This window comes from Mycoplasmopsis californica (assembly GCF_000695835.1).
In the GTDB taxonomy this organism is placed as follows: domain Bacteria; phylum Bacillota_I; class Bacilli_A; order Mycoplasmatales; family Metamycoplasmataceae; genus Mycoplasmopsis; species Mycoplasmopsis californica.
In genome coordinates this window covers 386,186-403,036 of sequence record NZ_CP007521.1, presented here as the reverse complement: position 1 = coordinate 403,036, position 16,851 = coordinate 386,186, and the positions used below count along the sequence as shown (strand labels likewise).

Genomic DNA, 16,851 nt, shown 5'->3' with positions numbered 1-16,851 from the left:
TTTTGTTTCTATCTCATTTTTTCACGTTTAAGAACACGTTTAGGAGGTCTAGTTCCGTTGTGTGGAACTGGTGTAACATCCTTGATTTCAGTAACTGTGATACCTGACACTTCTATTTGTTTACGAGCGGCATCTTTACCTGCTCCTAAACCTTTTAATTCAACTCTAACACTTTTCATGCCACGCTCTTTAGCCATTTCGGTAGCTGCTTGCGCTGCTAGACCGGCAGCATAAGGGGTTTTTTTCTTCGATCCTTTGTAACCAATAGCCCCTGATGATGATCAAGCGATTACGTTTCCGTTTTCGTCCGCAAAAGTAACAATTGTATTTTGATTAGTTGAGTGAATGTGAGCAACACCACTAACTACTGCTCTTTTTTTAGTTTTTTTAGTTTTAGTTGTAGCCATTATTAACTCCTATTTTTTCTTACCTGCAACTGTTTTTCTAGGACCCTTACGTGTACGAGCATTAGATTTAGTTGATTGACCTCTAACAGGTAAACCTTTACGGTGTCTCATACCACGGTAGCATTTAATTTCCATTAAACGTTTAATATTTAATGAAACTTCACGGTGTAAATCACCTTCTGTTTGGTATTCTCTCGCAGCTTCACGGATTGCTGATAATTGTTCTTCGCTTAGATCTTTAACTCTAATGTTTTCGTCAATTTTTGCTTTTGCAAGTATTTCTTTTGATATTGTTAAACCAATACCATAAATGTATGTTAATGAAATAACAACACGTTTATTGTTTGGGATTTCAACGTTTAAAATTCTAGCCATTTATATTCCTATCCTTGTCTTTGTTTGTGTTTTGGTTGTGCGCAGATAATTCTAATAATTCCTCTACGTTTAATAACACGACAATCTTTGCACATTCTTTTAACGCTTGCTCTAACTTTCATGTTTTCTCCTTATTTATGACGGTAGATAATACGCCCTAAATTCAAGTTGTAAGGACTTATTTCTACATCGACGCTGTCCCCCGGCAAAATACGAATATGATTTACCCGCATTCTTCCAGAGATATGAGCTTTAATTACCATACCGTTTTCAAGCTCTACCTCATATTCATCAGTAGAAAAAGCTTGTTTAACGATTGCTTTAAATTTAATAGCATCTTTTGCCATTTAAATTCCTTTCGTCAAAACCACACCCTTGCCATCCTGAATTAAAACTGTGTGTTCATAATGTGAATTAGTTAAACCGCTAGCGCTAACAACAGTTCAGCCATCACTTTTAACTTTGACTTTTGAATTTTTTTGCATAACCATAGGTTCAATGCAAATTACCATTCCATCTTTTAATAAAGGACCACTTCCAGGCAGGCCATCATTGAAGACGTTAGGTTCTTCATGTAATGAATAACCTATCCCATGCCCGCAGTACTCATCAGGGGTGTAAAATTTGTTTTTTCTAATAACTTGACCAATTGCGTAACTGATATCACCAACTCTAGCGCCGGGTTTAATCGCTGCTACGCCTGCCTCAAAAGCTTGTTTGGCCACATTAATTAGTTTTTTATTTATCGGAGTGATAGTACCAACACCTTTTGTGAATGCACTATCGCTATTCATTCCTTTGTATATACATCCTAAATCACAAGATACGATATCGCCATCTTTTAAAATGTAATCACTAGGAATGCCGTGGATCAATTCTTCATTAACTGAGATGCACATCGTATGTTTAAATCCATATAAACCTAAAAATGCAGGTTGTGCTCCTCTTTTTACTATTTCATTAAAAGCGATTGAATCCAGTTCTTTTAATGAAACACCTGGTCTTATGTAGTTATAAACAATTTGTTTAACTTCTGCCAGAATTTGGCAAGATTTTTTAATATTTTCAATTTCAATTTTATTTTTAATATGTATTTGCATCTTGCCACCAAAAATTGTTATATTAAAATATAACATTTAAATATTATCAAAAAAACATAAAAACACAAATTTATTTTTAGGATTTTTTAGTTTGTATTAAAATTTTGCTTTATTTTTTTCTTATATATTTAATTTAGTGCAATTTTAAATGTGATAGCGGAAAAGTCTAATTTGCCACAATGTCTATACGCATTTTATATAATTAATTTAAAAATAAAATTAAATTTTGAATTACAAAGATAGTATTAGATGATAAATTTTTGCAATAAATTTATTATAGTCATTTATGATAACGTTATCACCAAAATCTGAATCTACGTCGTCATATTTAACGTTAAATTCTTCTTGATGTGTTAAAAAATAATCCTGATATTCAGAAAAATTTTTAGGATTAAAGTCAGCACGCGTTTGTAAATCAATAACTACTAAGAGAGTTTTATTTGGCGTATGAAAAAATAGTCTGTGTTATCACGGCTCGTTTTGACATATTTTTTTAAATTTTCAGCAGAAGGACAATCTCATCTGGATATATTTTTGTGCAGATCATAATAAGGCATCTTTTTAGAAATTATAAAGATTTGAAAATACGGGATATTATTTGTGCGTATATTTACCGTTTCACCGAGCATATTTTCAAAATAATTGTTAGAATTCTGCTTATAGTTTGACATTACGAATTTAACTGCGATTTCTGCAATCGCTTTTTTATTTTTAGTAATTGTGACATCAACTCTTTTATCAATATGTCGTCCGTTAATTGTACCCTCTTTACCTGCATTAAAGCCTAAACTTTGCACTTCGTACTCGGTGCCTAATTTTTTGCTTAAATCTGTAGCAATAGCGCCTGCAAAATTTTTAATTTAGCATTGCTTGGAGGCCCTGAAGTAAGCGAGGTTAAAAAGATTTTTTTAGAATTTCTAAAAATTGATAGTTATAGCTCCCATATGTTTTTGTTGAGTTTTTTTTGATTTTTGCAGTTTATAACAAATATATTTTTTTATGTCACTTGATGAATAAGTAAAATAACCACCATTCTTATACTTTCCCAGCCTTGAGACATAACTTATAAAATCTTGATCTCTAAGTATACCCTTAATTTTATTGCACAAAAATTAGCATTTTTATATTTTGAATGCTAATTTTATTTATTTTTTTACCTTTTTTTAATTAATGCACCTAGATATAAATGTAGATAATTGAAAGGTTAAAATGAAATATAAGAAAGTTAAAATCTTAAGCACCATCACGACATTAGCGTCTTATGCTACTGTTGCCTGCGCGAAGTCCAATAACGATGTTGGGATTGATATTAAAGTTTCAAAAAAACAAAATCAAAAAAAGACGATTAAAAATAATAAAATTGATCAGTTTAACTTTAGTTATGACGGAATAAATTATTTATGTCTTAAGGAAGATAATTTCCATAAAAAACGTTTGTACTATGGTTCGATGGTGCTTGATGAAAAAAATTCACAGATCGATAAAATGATACCTAAGATAAAAGATTATTATATTGATAATTTTGAAGATTTTGATTTTCCCACCATTTCAGAAATATCGCTATTAATAAGGTCGCTAAAACCAACTAGATTTTGAACTTTTAGCAAGTATGAACCTAGGCCAATAAGCCCTTCTGAATTCAATGAGATTGCTGATAAATTATTGTCTTTTTTGGACGTTAAATCCATCAGAGAATATATTGCAACTCCTGATGCAAAAATATTGAAAGAGAGTGCTTTTAGAATTTTGAATTTTGACTTTTTAAAAAAACATCTTGAGACTTATTTGCATAAGAGTTTTGAACTTTATTGCTCATATGAGGCGAGTGAAAATCTGATGAAAACACAAGATAATTTGATTGGCGGCTACCAAGAAAATAATGAAAAAACCTGCTCAATAGAGAATTGAGTGCCGAGGTCACCAAAAGATAAAAATTCATATCACGACAAGAATCTAAATAAAAAAATTCCTTCGCTTTTGTGAAAGTTGCAAAGAACAATTACTTCTAAGTCCAGTTTCCATGAAGATAACCGAGATATTTTCATATCAAAACAATTTTATGAAAAAAGCTTAAAAGAAGATGAGTCGTTATCTCTTGACCTAATTGACTGAATTTATTTAAGTGACGCTAAAGGACTAATGATTCAGTCAATACAATACAAATTACTGCTTAATTGACTGAAATTTTTATGTTTTATTACAAATTCAGTGCAAAATGAAATGCAAGAAAATCTTGTTTCAATTAACGACCCAAGAAAAACACTGGCTGAACATTTTGTTGATAATTTTAACATAATAAGCGAACTTGAAGATGCAATTTTAAATTATCTTAAACTTGATTATGCTATGGGTCTAACCTTTGAAAGTGAAAATAAAAATATTTTTCAATTATTTAGTGGGTTTGAATATACAAAAACAACTGATTTTAGAGATACCTATCGCTGAGCATGAAAAATATATCATGACGTTGTTCAACCTATTAAATATTTAATGGGACAAAAATGACAAAAGGAAACTAATTCAAAATTTATAAAAACATTTTCGTCAAAAAATATTGAATTTTACAACTTTATATGAGCAAGCATAAGTTCTGTTGACAAAATTGATAAACCTTATCTATTACTAGAAGAAGCTGCTGAATTAAAATTAAGCAATTTTATAAATCTTTATTCTGAGATATTTCAATGGAAATTTAAACATTAAAATTCAGTGTATTTATTTGAACTTTTTGTGTAAAAACGCAATTTTTTTCCTTTTTTTAGAAAAACTACAAAATAATTGAATATGTATAAGTGAATGGATAATCGTCCATTTTACTAAAGGAAAGGAGATAAATGAAACTAAGAGCAATTTTAGATGGTGCATCTAGTGTAGGTGGTGGATTGGATATAAGCAATAATTTACAAGCTATTGCAGATAAAGTCCAGTTTTACTTAAACATCACATTAGGTGCATTTGCTGGACTGCTAACTTTAATTGTGATTTGTGTTGCCGCTTACTCATTTTGAGCGGCAGGAAAAACGTCTAATGAAGAAGAAAGAAAAACGCAGTTAAAAAGGTTGAAGTGACTTGGCATATTTTTAATCGCAATTGTTGTTTTATGAGGAATAACACCAATTATTACAACCATTATGAAAACATTTGCAACAATAGGTAATTAATATGATTACAAGTGCAATAAATACATTAATTTATTATATTTGACTAGGTCTTTATTACATTTGTGTTGTGGTACCATTGTTATTTGTTAAAGGTATTGTCAAAATTTATGAATTAATTTCTATAGGTCTACCTCAGTATTTGCTTTTTGGGATGAATGTAAATAAACCGCTAAGTTTTTCTCATTTGCCAGATATGTTTAAACGTTTAGCTATTATTTCAGCATTGGTTTACGTGTTTTTATTCATTATTAGCGTTATTAGATTAGGATTTTGAAGAGGGGAATGGGCGGAAACTAACCCTGTGTCTACTGCTTTGAAATTTTCATTTATTTCAATGATTTTTGTTGTTGGCATCCCGTTATTAATATATTTATTTAACATTTTAATTTCGATAATGTTTAGCCTAATCATTTCAACAAAGGATTTAGCAGTAGATAAACAAATTTTTAATTCTTTATACAACCCCGAAGAAATGTCTTCGGTAAGTTTTGATGATTGACAAAGCGTAGCAGACAACAATTTTAATTTTACGCGGGAAATATATAATGAGTTAAGTCACGGAACCCGCTCTAAAATGTTATTTTTAGGTTCCTTAATGTCTTATGCCACCTGTATTCCGTTGGTGGCGGGTCTATTAACTATAGTACAAAAAATATTTCAGCAATTTTATTTATTTATTATTTCTCCATTTGTCGCATCAAGTTCAATTGCGGATGGTGGCAAACGAATGAAGAGGTGAGCATGAATGTATTTTGGAAAAAGTTTTGTAATTTTAGGCCTAGTATTATCAGTTCAGGTATTTACAATATTTCTTTCACTAAGCGAAAAATGGATAAACACTCTCGAAATCGACTGAATAGCCAAAATTTTACTGCTGTTTGCAGTATGTGTGGGTGGTGCATTTGCTGCCAAGGGTGTGGCATCAGAACTTGGTAATCTAGTCGGCGAAGCTACGTCACTCAAAGCCTCATTGAATCAAACTAAAAAAATATTCACCACATCTTCAAACGTCATACAAAATATGCCTGTTTACAAAACAAATAATTTTAGTAAAGATAGAACCGTATTAAATAAATTTACTAATTATGAATGAGCGGGAAGGTTAAAAAGAAGGGATATTTTATCAAGTAATATTGCCCAAAAACACAGAACTAATACTGAATTTAATCAAAAAATAAGCAATGTTACACAATTAAATTCTAATACAGGCCTGTCAGGGGTAAGAAGCTCAATCTTAGATATAGTCTCAAAACGGTTAAATTCACACAAGGTCTCTAATTCAAATGCAAAAATATCATCTGGTTACAAAAATAAAAATATATTTTAGAAGAATATTTAAACACAAAAGGAATAAATATGTTACAACCTAAAAATATTAAAAAGACAAAAAATAAAGTATTTAAAAACTATACGTGACTAGATTTTGGTATTCTTGTTGCTATTTTAATGACTTCATTTTTTGGATCAAATATTTTATTGCCTAAAAGTTTAAACACTCTGATTAAACTTGTGGTTTGGTTTGCTTCGTTTGCCGTTTTAAGTATAGTTTTAATTAAAATTCCTAAATATCAGGTTCGTTTATATATTTTATTTTTTTGAATGCTTAGATACTCATTTAAAACTAAGAAATATGAGAACAAAAATTTAAGCACACAATTATTAGTTCCATATGAAAAAATTCTAGACAACACTTATGTGCAAACAAAAAATTTAAAAAGTGGAACTAAGTATTTTGCAGTAATTAAATTTAAAGGTAAAACGCCATGAAGTGAGGAAGCAGAGGATGCCGAGGCGTTTTTAGCAAAGTTTATCAATTTGCTAGATTCGTCAAATTTACATTTAAGCATTATACGGAATAAAGAACTTATTGATTACACTGCGAATTTTGAGTGTTTAAAGTCAAATATTGAGTCTAAAATGAATCGGTTAAATGATTTAGGGGCACCTAAATCTGTTAAAGAAAATTTTGAAAATCTTTATCACGAAAGATACTTAGATTTTGACATGCTTGATAAAGAAATTCTGGTGGATACTTATTATATAGTTTTGTATCAAAGTCGAATTCATGAATTAAACAAAAGCGTGGACAATGCGTATACGTTACTTAATTCTATGGAACTTGAACCCGAAGTTGTAAAAGGTATAAACTTAATTAAATTTCTTGCAAGACAGAATCATTTAAAAGTTGATCAGCAGAAAGCTAACGAGTATTTAGAAAAAGCAAGCGATAAAAACAATTGAAAAACTCAATTGAACCTACCAATAAACAAAAAAGATTGAATTTCACGTGTAAAAAACTGGTTTTTTAGACATAAAACAAAAGGAAAAGAACTTAGCATCGAAGTAAAAGAGTTAAATTTATCATCATTATTATGTAGCGAAAAAGTTATTTTTAAGCCTAGTTATTTTATTAAAGATGGCAAATACTATTCAATTCAGGTTTTGTCCGAATTACCATTGCGTTTAATGAACGGGTGGAGTTATGAGTTGCTAAATAATAATTCCAATATAGTTTGAAATATGGGTGTTATTGGATACGATGGAATTGCTGATTTAATAGATAAAAGTAGCCGAACAACTCGCGACAATAATGAAGTTATAAATTCGCAATTTAATAAAAAAGGGAATAATTTGCAGTTGGAAGCGATTGAACATCTTGAGGAACAAATATTGGTCAATGATAATAATTTGTTCAATTTCCATTTATTAATAGTTAATGAAGCAAGTTCATTGCGTGAGCTAAGAAATCTTGAAAATAAAAATTTATCAAACGCGAAAAGAAGCAAAATAAAGCTAAAATCACTGCCTTTTCGTCAATTTGAAGCATTCGCACAAACTATGCTTATTCCGACTGACAATTTAAATGAAGCAATGCAAATTAGCTCGCATAATTTAGCTTATGGATGAAGTTTTGAAAATGAATACCAAAATGACGGAAATTTAGCTTTATTAGGTACTACACTCGATACTGGCGAAGCGATTATTGTTGATCGATTTTATAAAAAAAATAATCGTCGTACCAACTACAATTGATTTACATTAGGATCAAGTGGTAAAGGAAAATCAACCTCAAAATCAAAATCAATTGTCGATGCTTTAATGGAAAATCACAATGTTTATGTAATCGATCTAGAAAATGAATATAACTATTTAGCAAAAAAATTTGGAGGGACAATATTTAATTTAGGCACAAGCTCAACAGCTTGCTTAAATCCCCTTGAAGTTAGAATGCAATTGTGAGAAAAAGAAACTAATAAAGAACCACAAATTGGTTCGATTATTAAAAAGCACAATGAATGATTAGAAGGATTCTTTAAACTTGTTAAAGATGATTTTAGTGATGTTCATATTATGATAATAATGAAAGCAGTTAAAAAACTTTACGATAATATCGGAGTTAAGGAGTGTAAGCATTATACCGATTTAAACAACCTGAAATGGCCGGTGATGAGTGATTTAATTTCTATTTTAAAAAAATGGGATTATAAAGATAATTACGATCGTGAGAGAAAGGCATTTTTAATTGATGGCATTATTGATACTTTTGAGTATTTATTCGAAAATAACGGAAAATATGAAAAATTATATAACGCACAGACCAACATTAATTTAAATAATGATTTTATTGTCTTTAACACAAAAGAATTAATGAGCTTAGGAAAAGAGGAAAATAACATTGCAACATATGTACTACTATCTTTAATTCAAAACCTAGTTTATCAGAACGTAATTTTAAACCCTAATAAACACACGGTGCTATTTATTGATGAAGTACACCAATATGTTGATGAATTAAAACCACTAATGCTTAATTTCTTATGAAAACTAACTAAAACAGGGCGTAAATATTTACTTTCTATGGATTTAACAACACAATCGCCATCAGATTTATTAATCTCTAAAAAAGCGGAAAGTATAGTTCAAAACTGCCAATATTCAACGATTTTCGGTCTTAAAAATCATGACTTAGGAGCTGTTAAAAAGATGTACGAATATGCCGGAGGGTTGAACAGCACTACTACAAGCTTTTTAAACGATGGTATTATCGGTAATAGTCTTGTTTCATTACATTTGAATTCTAAAATAAAAATTGAAGCTTGATATAACAATTTCGAAAAAAACCTTTATTTTAAACAAGGTGATTTTAAGAGAATGGAGTAAATTTGGGTATATTAAAGAGAAAACTACCATTACACAAGCTTGCTGTTGGGCTTCCTATGGCAGTTAGTTTTATTTCATTAGTTTCTTCACTTTCAGCAACTTATAAACAACTGCCCATCGAGTGATCGTCGAAGGCTACTAAGACACCACAAACAAAAACAGCGCATAAAATCAATATAAATAACGTAAATCTTCCTTTAGAAAAAGGTGCGGATACAATAAATATTTTGGGTCATAAATTTAAAGTGGAAAAATCCTATTTTTCATCAGAATACGAACCATTAGATGATGTGATGAAAGAAGAATTATTTAACACAGAGCGGACAAGAGATGAAAAAATATCCAAAGGATTTATTACGCAAATTAAAACAAGTTTTAAAGAATTTAATCAATTTATTGCCGATAATCTATTAAAAACTACTCTATCTGAGTCGGAAAAAGAGTTTATAAACGATTTGCATGATAAATTTAAAATCTTGAAGATGAATTTAGATGAAAAATCAAATCCAAGTGTTGAATTAATTTTTGAAAATGACTACTATGTTGTAAATTATGAAGAATATGACACAGAAGAAGTACTAGATCATATCGAAGAATACCACGGTGATTTTATTTACCATACTGAAACAATATGAACTTGACAGTCAAAAACCTTTCAAGCTCCCGATAGATTAAAGAATGCTTCGAGAATGACACTTTCTATAAAAGGTGATTATTATCAGCCCTTCAGAAATAGTGAACAGATTGAAAAAGACTGATCATTTATTAAAAATGAACTTCTTAAAAACACCGATTTAATCAAAATAAAATCAGAAATTGGCGGTGATTTATACACAACTGTTAATAAGGCGGGATTTAGGTCTAATATTGATATGCTAGAAGATAAGATTAGTAATTTTAATAAAAAGCTATCTGATATAGGGGCTAAATTACGTCTGAAATACAGAGTAAAAGGCAACAATAACATTAATGTTATTGTAATTAATAATGAAAATAATGAAACTAAACTGTTTGCTGAAAACATAAGAATTATTATTGAAGCAAGCGAAAATATTGATCAATATAATATTGATGAAAGAATTAAAATAAATCTTGGAAAATGAGTTGATTTCAACACAAATACAACTGAATTAGTTGATGATGTATTGGTTCGCGACCCAGAAGATAAGACAAAAATAGGCAAAATAAATTCTAAAGAATTTTGAGGTGGACGTTGAATAGCTCACACTCCTTTAAAAATTATTTTTAACACAAGTTTAAAAGAAAATGAAGTTTTATTAGTAAACGGAAAAAAAGTTGATGTTATAGATAGACAATTTAGCAAAATCCTGTTAGATGGAAGAAATGATAGTGCTGACAATTCATTTAGCGTAGATAGTCAAAGTGGTGATCGTTTTCAAAAAAACGAGTATAAAATTGAAATTTATCAGTATAAAGGCTCAAATAATTTAGAAGAGAACCTTACACTAAAATATACTAAAATAATTGTTGTCGATTCACTTTCTTCGCAAATAGATTTTAAATGATATGGATGAGATCCTAGCGCAAATAATAGCCAAGCTCAATTAATTAGCGAGTATTTAATAGATTCAAATGGAAAGAGAATTAGAGACGAAAAAGGTAAATTAATAAAAAACGAAAAATACGACCCATCAATCGATCCAATCACGGGAACTAAAAAAGAATTGGTTTTACTTGATTTTAATCACTATTTAAAAAAATCTATGTTTACTGACGGTAACTATAAAGATTTCAGTTATTTATACTCAAATTATCAAGAAAAAAAATATTATCAGCAAACTAAATTACCCTATAAAGCCAAAACACTATTTGTACCTAATTCAAAAGAAACACTCGATAGAGGCGTTATAGCTGAAGCAATAGTGTTAGGAAAAGGAGGTTTAAAACAATTAATAGGAAAAAGTGAAAACTTTTTACTTTTTAAACTAGTTCAAAAAAATAATATTTTGCAATTTGAAAACTTTGACAATAAGCCGTTTAAGGAAGAAATTTTGCAAACGAGTGATAACAGCTACTTTTCAAATAGCGGAATTTGGTTATTTGTATCGAATTCGCATAATTCAATAAGTAATTTTAAACTGGTTTTAATTAAAGAAAACACTGAACCATCGAGCAATTTTACTGATAACGTCGCTTTAACAAGTGGTCAAATAGTTCCGTTATGAAAATCGAAACAAGGTGCTCATTTTCGCGATTATTTATACTCACAAAACATAAAAGACAAGGAAATAGATAAATTAAATTATCAACAAACAATGGAGCATTATAAAAGGTATGTTAATTACTTATTTTGACGTTCTAATTCTAGTCAGTATATTCCAATAACTCCCTTGCCGACACACATTAAAGATAACTTATTTACAACTAGCTCATTTTTGTCAAAGTATAAATCAGATTTAAATTTAGCTAAAAAAGAATTGCTAGATGAATTTAAATATAAAGACAAAGTGGAAATTCAAGGGGTTGAGTTAAGTAGAGATAATCAAGGATATATTATAAAAATCAGACCAAAAAGTTTAAACGATAATTTTAAATTAACAAGCAATGAGATTTTTGTACCGCTTAAATTTTCTGATGTCGACTATAAAAATGTTGAAAATATCAATATAAAACTTAATACCGAATATTTACATCTCTTGTTTACCGAAAACTCACTAGACGAATTTGAAACGAAAATAATACAAAATATAGATCAAGTGCTAAAAACCGAAAAATCAGTTAGTTTAGCCAATTTATTTCATATATATACATTCCTAGATAAAGTAAACAATGTTTTAAACATACAACTTAAGGTAAAAGATGGAAAAAATATTCGTGCTTTTCCCTCAAATAAATTTCAATTTTATTTAAAAAATAATCAGCAAGGAATCTCATTTAAAACACAACAAAAACATTTATTTTTGAATAAAAAAATCAATAATATTCACTTAAATGGTTTAACAGAAGTTAAAAAAATAAAAGAATTTATTACTAAACAAATTACAAATGATTTAGCACCCTTGACTAATGAAGATTTTATAATCAAAAACCTAGACCAAGTTGCAAAAGAACGCCAAACTCCTAATACACCCGCAAAAAATGAATACAATCCACATTCTATACTAATAGTTGAGGCAAAAAAAGGAGCTGGAATCTTATTTGCAAAGGTATACAATAGCGCATCAAATATATTTGAAAAAGAAGTCGATTTATCAAAGATAGAATTTGAGTCTTTTAGTTTTAACGAAGATAATGCAGAATTGATAAAACCGATTTTGGATAAATTTATAGTTGAAAGAATTGCGAAATTACACAACCTGAGACTTAACCAAGATATTAAAATAGATAATTATGATATTGGATTGTGAAAATTAAGCAAGGGAGGGGGCGAATCGTTTACCTTTACGATTTCGGGGATAAATCGCAAACTTGTTAATAGAGGTGTGTTTAAAATTACTAACCACGCTTCAAAAGTGGTTTATTCCAAAAATGAAAATACCGTCCTAGATTTAACTAAAATTACTGGAAAACAATTCAATTACGCTGAAAGTCAAAAATCAATTTTAAGATTAAATATAGTTAGAGATATTGTTAATTATTTTGAAAATGAATTCAAATTAATATTTAATGTAGATTATCATATTAGCGCTGATGAATTGGATAATTTAACAAATAAATTGACCGCTAGCCCCAATCAATTCTTTAAGGAAAAAATTGAAATTAATGCGTTTGGAAAGTATGTAAAAAATTCAGCCACACTGTGATTTAGTAATAAATCAGGTGAGCGAATAATTAATGATTTAAAACCGATAAAAATTACTGACATACTCACAAAATTGAATATTAAACAACATAAAACAAAATCAACAAATACTAAATTTTTATTAAGTATTATTATTCCTTCAATAGTCGGAATTGCGCTAACGACTATCATTGTTGTTTGAGCGGTCAAAACTAGATATTATGATAAAAAAATTAAATAACTCAGTATAAATTTCAGTAAATTAATCATTTTTAGGTTATCTCCATTAAAAATAATTTAAGAATCTCTTATATAATCTCTCAATTTAAATTTAAATGATATAATTTTATATACTTAATTTAAGTATGAGAAAACGGGGGTGTTCATGATTTTAGATAAAGTATATAACCCAAAAGATTTTGAACCTGAAATTGCGAGTAAATGAAAGAATAAAAAGTTTTTTAGCACTCATGATAATGCTAAAAAACCTTTTAGTTTATTATTACCGCCTCCTAACGTTACTGGTAAATTGCATATTGGACACGCGTTAAACACAGCTATTCAAGACACCATTATTCGTTATAAAAAATTAAAAGGGTACGATGTTTTTTATATTACGGGAATGGATCATGCAGGAATTGCGACCCAAAGTCGAGTTGAGAGCAATATATATAACCAAACAGGAAAATCTAGACATGATTTAGGTCGTGAAGATTTTCTAAAAAAAGTGTGAGAGTGAAAGAATGAGTATTCAAAATCAATTCGTTCTCAATGAGAAGTGCTTGGTTTAGGTCTTGATTATGAGCGTGAGCGTTTTACACTAGATGAAAAATCCAATAAAGCAGTTAATCATGCTTTTGTCGAACTTTATAAACAAGGTTTAATTTATCGTGGGACTAGAGCGATAAGTTGAGATCCAAAATTAAAAACAGCACTATCAAATATTGAAGTTATCCCCAAACCAACCGAGCAAGAAATGTTGTACATTAAGTACCCAATTTTAAACTCTGATAAACATTTGCTAGTAGCAACTGTACGCCCTGAAACTATGCTTTCTGATGTTGCGATTATTTATAATCCAGCAGACAAAAGATATAATAATTTAAAAAACATTCAGATTTGCCACCCTTTAACAAATGAAGTAATTCCTTTTATCCCTGATGATTACGCAGATATTGAGTTTGGAACCGGAATAATGAAGTTATCAGCTCATGCTGAAATTGATATTGATATTATTAAAAAACATAATCTTGAAATTAAAGAAACAATAAATCAAGATGGGTATATCAATGCTTCCGATTCAATCTTTCACGGTTTAGAACGCTTCGAAGCCCGTGAGAAAATTAAGAAATACTTGCAGGATAATAATTTCCTAGAAAAAATTGAAAAAACAACATCAAATGTTGGATATTCAGAACGTAGTGGAGAAGCTGTCGAAATTTTAGTTATGCCGCAATGATTTGTGAAAATGGACAAATTAAGTTCTTTAATTTTAGAGCACTTAAAAACAAAAGATTCAGTCAAGTTTTTCCCAAAAAGGTTCTCTTCAACACTGCGTACCTGAATGGAAAATGCACACGATTGAACAATTTCTCGCCAGTTATGATGAGGCCACAGAATTCCTGCTTGGTATAAAGGAAGTGAAATAAAAGTTCAAGTTAATTGCCCAGGAGAAGGTTGAATTCAAGATGAGGATGTTTTAGACACTTGATTTTCATCAGGTCTTGCTCCATTTTCATTTTTAGGTTGACCTGACGCTAACTCTGAAAGTATAATAAATCGATATTTCCCTACATCACTGCTTGTAACAGGTTACGACATAATCTTTTTCTGAGTTGCACGCATGTACTTTTTCTCCTTAGCATTTAAAAACGCAAAACCATTTGAGCACTTACTTTTAACCGGTCTTGTTCGCGACGAACAAGGACGGAAAATGTCCAAATCGTTAGGAAACGGAATTGATCCAATGGATGTAATAGCTGAATATGGTGCTGATGCATTACGATGATTTTTAACCACCAATACAACGCCTGGATTAGATTTACGATATTCAACAGAAAAAGTTAAATCTGCCTGAGCTTTATGCAATAAAATTTGAAATATAGCTCGTTATATTCAAAATCTGCCAGATGATTTACAAAATAAATATTCCCCTGCCGATAAATGAATTAATAATCGCTTAGTTCAACTAAATAAAACAATTGACAAAGCTTTTAAAAAATATGAACTAACCATAGTAGGCTACGAATTAAATAAATTCATTTATTCTGATTTTTCATCATGATACGTGGAACTTTTAAAAATTATGCCTAACAAAAAAGCGGCATTAGATAACTTCAAAAAATTATTATTAATTCTACATCCATTGCTACCATTTATTACTGATTATTTATATAAAACTCTTTATGATAAAGAAATCTTAGAATCAAAACCGTTAATGTTAAAAACCTTAAATGACGAGGTAATTGATCAAGTTCAAAACGTAATAAAAATTGTAACAATTTTACGAAAATACAGAGAAGACAATGGTATTAGTAAAAAAGAAATATTACACTATGATGTTAATATTGATCTTAATCAGTTTATCTTAAACTCAATAGACAGCTTAGCAAATGCTCGCCGTGAAGTGAATAAAGATTCGCTTTTTGCTAATGGTGATTTGAATGTATACATCAAACAAAGCAAAGAGCAAAAACAAGAATATATTAAAGAACTTGAGAAAAAAATCGCTTTCCTAGAATCAGAAATTAAACGTGCTGAATTAATGTTACAAAATAAAAATTTTATCGCAAAAGCACCGGCAATCAAAATTCAGTTGGAACAAGATAAATTAGCTAAATTCAATATTGAACTAGAGCAATATAAGGAGGAGTTAAAATGAAGATCTTAGACGGTAAAGTTGTGGCAAATAAATTAACTCTTGAACTAAAAAATGAGTTTGCTGCTGTAACAAAGGAATTAGGTCGCAAACCAATTTTAGCTATTGTTTTTGTCGGCAATAATCCTGCAAGTGAAAAATATATAGCTAAAAAAATTGCAAAAGCTGACGAATTAGGTGTTGAGACTCAGGTTTATAGTTTCCCAGAAAAAATTCGCTATAAGCAATTATTAAAAAAGATGGATGAAATTAACGAAATAGCTGATGGCATCATTGTTCAACTCCCACTTCCAGAATCAATCAATACATACACTCAACCAATTTTAGATGCGGTTAGATTTGAAAAAGATGTAGATGGTCTGTCTTCGCGTAACTCATTTAATTTCTATAACAAAACTAAGGACTTTTATTTTACCCCTGCAACTGCACAAGCAATTATGGAACTTTTAGACTATTATAATATTGATTTTGATGGCAAACGAGTTGCTGTGATTGGACGTAGTTTATTAGTTGGGAAGCCAACTGCTAATCTACTTAAAACTCGCAATGTAGGTCAAGTATCAACTCACAATAGAGAGTCGGGCATCAAAGGTGTTGAAAACGCAGATATCTTAGTTGTTGCCGCTGGCGTGCCACATTTAATCAACAAAAAAAATATTAAAGAAGATGCTGTTGTCGTTGATGTGGGCTCAACATTAGTTGAGGAGGATGGAACTAAGTGTCTTCGTGGTGATGTGGACTACACTGATTTAGAAAACCATATTTCTGCCCTAGCTCCTTCACCTGGTGGCGTTGGACCTTTAACGGTTGTATGCCTTTTCAGAAATCTTTTAAGAGCTGTTAAAAACAACAATGATTTATAGATTTTATATTTAATTAAAAATCAAAAAAAGCGGGATTAATTTCCTGCTTTTTTTGTCTGAAGTTGAGTTCTAATAAACGTTTTAAAGAACCTCTGTATGAAAATTTTATTGCAAATTTTACTCATTTGAAATTTGGTGGTATTAATCTAACAATTTAAAATGGT

The 16,851-nt window shown here is 29.8% G+C and carries 13 protein-coding genes; 7 read left to right on the top strand and 6 right to left on the bottom strand.

What is annotated here, in order from left to right:
* Nucleotides 1-8: 8 nt before the first annotated feature.
* The 6 genes from rpsK to MCFN_RS01605 all read right to left on the bottom strand — a co-directional run bounded on the left by rpsK (nucleotide 9) and on the right by MCFN_RS01605 (nucleotide 2,679).
* Nucleotides 9-407 (bottom strand): 30S ribosomal protein S11, encoded by a 399-nt coding sequence (gene rpsK, locus MCFN_RS01630; RefSeq protein ID WP_038561612.1) that lies wholly within the window; start codon nucleotides 405-407, stop codon nucleotides 9-11.
* 9 nt (nucleotides 408-416) lie between these two features.
* Nucleotides 417-782, bottom strand: coding sequence for a 30S ribosomal protein S13 (rpsM, locus tag MCFN_RS01625; protein ID WP_038561609.1), 366 nt, complete (start codon nucleotides 780-782; stop codon nucleotides 417-419).
* A gap of 8 nt (nucleotides 783-790) precedes the next feature.
* Nucleotides 791-904 carry a 50S ribosomal protein L36 gene (gene rpmJ, locus MCFN_RS01620; protein ID WP_004419372.1) on the bottom strand — a complete coding sequence of 38 codons (114 nt, stop codon included), beginning with the start codon at nucleotides 902-904 and terminating at the stop codon, nucleotides 791-793.
* A 9-nt stretch (nucleotides 905-913) separates the two neighbouring features.
* Nucleotides 914-1,129, bottom strand: coding sequence for a translation initiation factor IF-1 (gene infA / locus MCFN_RS01615; RefSeq protein ID WP_038561603.1), 216 nt, complete (start codon nucleotides 1,127-1,129; stop codon nucleotides 914-916).
* Nucleotides 1,130-1,882 (bottom strand): type I methionyl aminopeptidase, encoded by a 753-nt coding sequence (map, locus tag MCFN_RS01610; protein ID WP_038561600.1) that lies wholly within the window; start codon nucleotides 1,880-1,882, stop codon nucleotides 1,130-1,132. It abuts the gene before it with no gap.
* A 425-nt stretch (nucleotides 1,883-2,307) separates the two neighbouring features.
* Nucleotides 2,308-2,679: a hypothetical protein gene (locus MCFN_RS01605; RefSeq protein ID WP_051604559.1), complete on the bottom strand. Its 372-nt coding sequence runs from the start codon at nucleotides 2,677-2,679 to the stop codon at nucleotides 2,308-2,310.
* A gap of 412 nt (nucleotides 2,680-3,091) precedes the next feature.
* Between MCFN_RS01605 and MCFN_RS01600 the strand changes: the two genes are divergently transcribed.
* From MCFN_RS01600 to MCFN_RS01570, 7 genes are all read left to right on the top strand, one after another.
* The gene (locus MCFN_RS01600; RefSeq protein ID WP_038561597.1) at nucleotides 3,092-4,585 is read left to right on the top strand and encodes an MAG3960 family lipoprotein; all 1,494 of its coding nucleotides are present in this window, start codon (nucleotides 3,092-3,094) and stop codon (nucleotides 4,583-4,585) included.
* 131 nt (nucleotides 4,586-4,716) lie between these two features.
* The gene (locus MCFN_RS01595; protein ID WP_051604558.1) at nucleotides 4,717-5,043 is read left to right on the top strand and encodes an Mbov_0395 family pilin-like conjugal transfer protein; all 327 of its coding nucleotides are present in this window, start codon (nucleotides 4,717-4,719) and stop codon (nucleotides 5,041-5,043) included.
* A 1-nt stretch (nucleotide 5,044) separates the two neighbouring features.
* Entirely contained in the window at nucleotides 5,045-6,370 is a 1,326-nt protein-coding gene (locus MCFN_RS01590; RefSeq protein ID WP_038561594.1) for an Mbov_0396 family ICE element transmembrane protein, read from the top strand.
* 29 nt (nucleotides 6,371-6,399) lie between these two features.
* Nucleotides 6,400-9,204, top strand: coding sequence for an Mbov_0397 family ICE element conjugal transfer ATPase (locus MCFN_RS01585; protein WP_038561590.1), 2,805 nt, complete (start codon nucleotides 6,400-6,402; stop codon nucleotides 9,202-9,204).
* 2 nt (nucleotides 9,205-9,206) lie between these two features.
* The gene (locus MCFN_RS01580; protein WP_038561587.1) at nucleotides 9,207-13,187 is read left to right on the top strand and encodes an Mbov_0399 family ICE element protein; all 3,981 of its coding nucleotides are present in this window, start codon (nucleotides 9,207-9,209) and stop codon (nucleotides 13,185-13,187) included.
* 144 nt (nucleotides 13,188-13,331) lie between these two features.
* Nucleotides 13,332-15,836 (top strand): valine--tRNA ligase, encoded by a 2,505-nt coding sequence (locus tag MCFN_RS01575; protein WP_038561584.1) that lies wholly within the window; start codon nucleotides 13,332-13,334, stop codon nucleotides 15,834-15,836.
* Nucleotides 15,824-16,687: a bifunctional 5,10-methylenetetrahydrofolate dehydrogenase/5,10-methenyltetrahydrofolate cyclohydrolase gene (locus MCFN_RS01570; RefSeq protein WP_038561581.1), complete on the top strand. Its 864-nt coding sequence runs from the start codon at nucleotides 15,824-15,826 to the stop codon at nucleotides 16,685-16,687. Before MCFN_RS01575 ends, MCFN_RS01570 begins: the two co-directional genes overlap by 13 nt.
* Nucleotides 16,688-16,851: the final 164 nt, after the last annotated feature.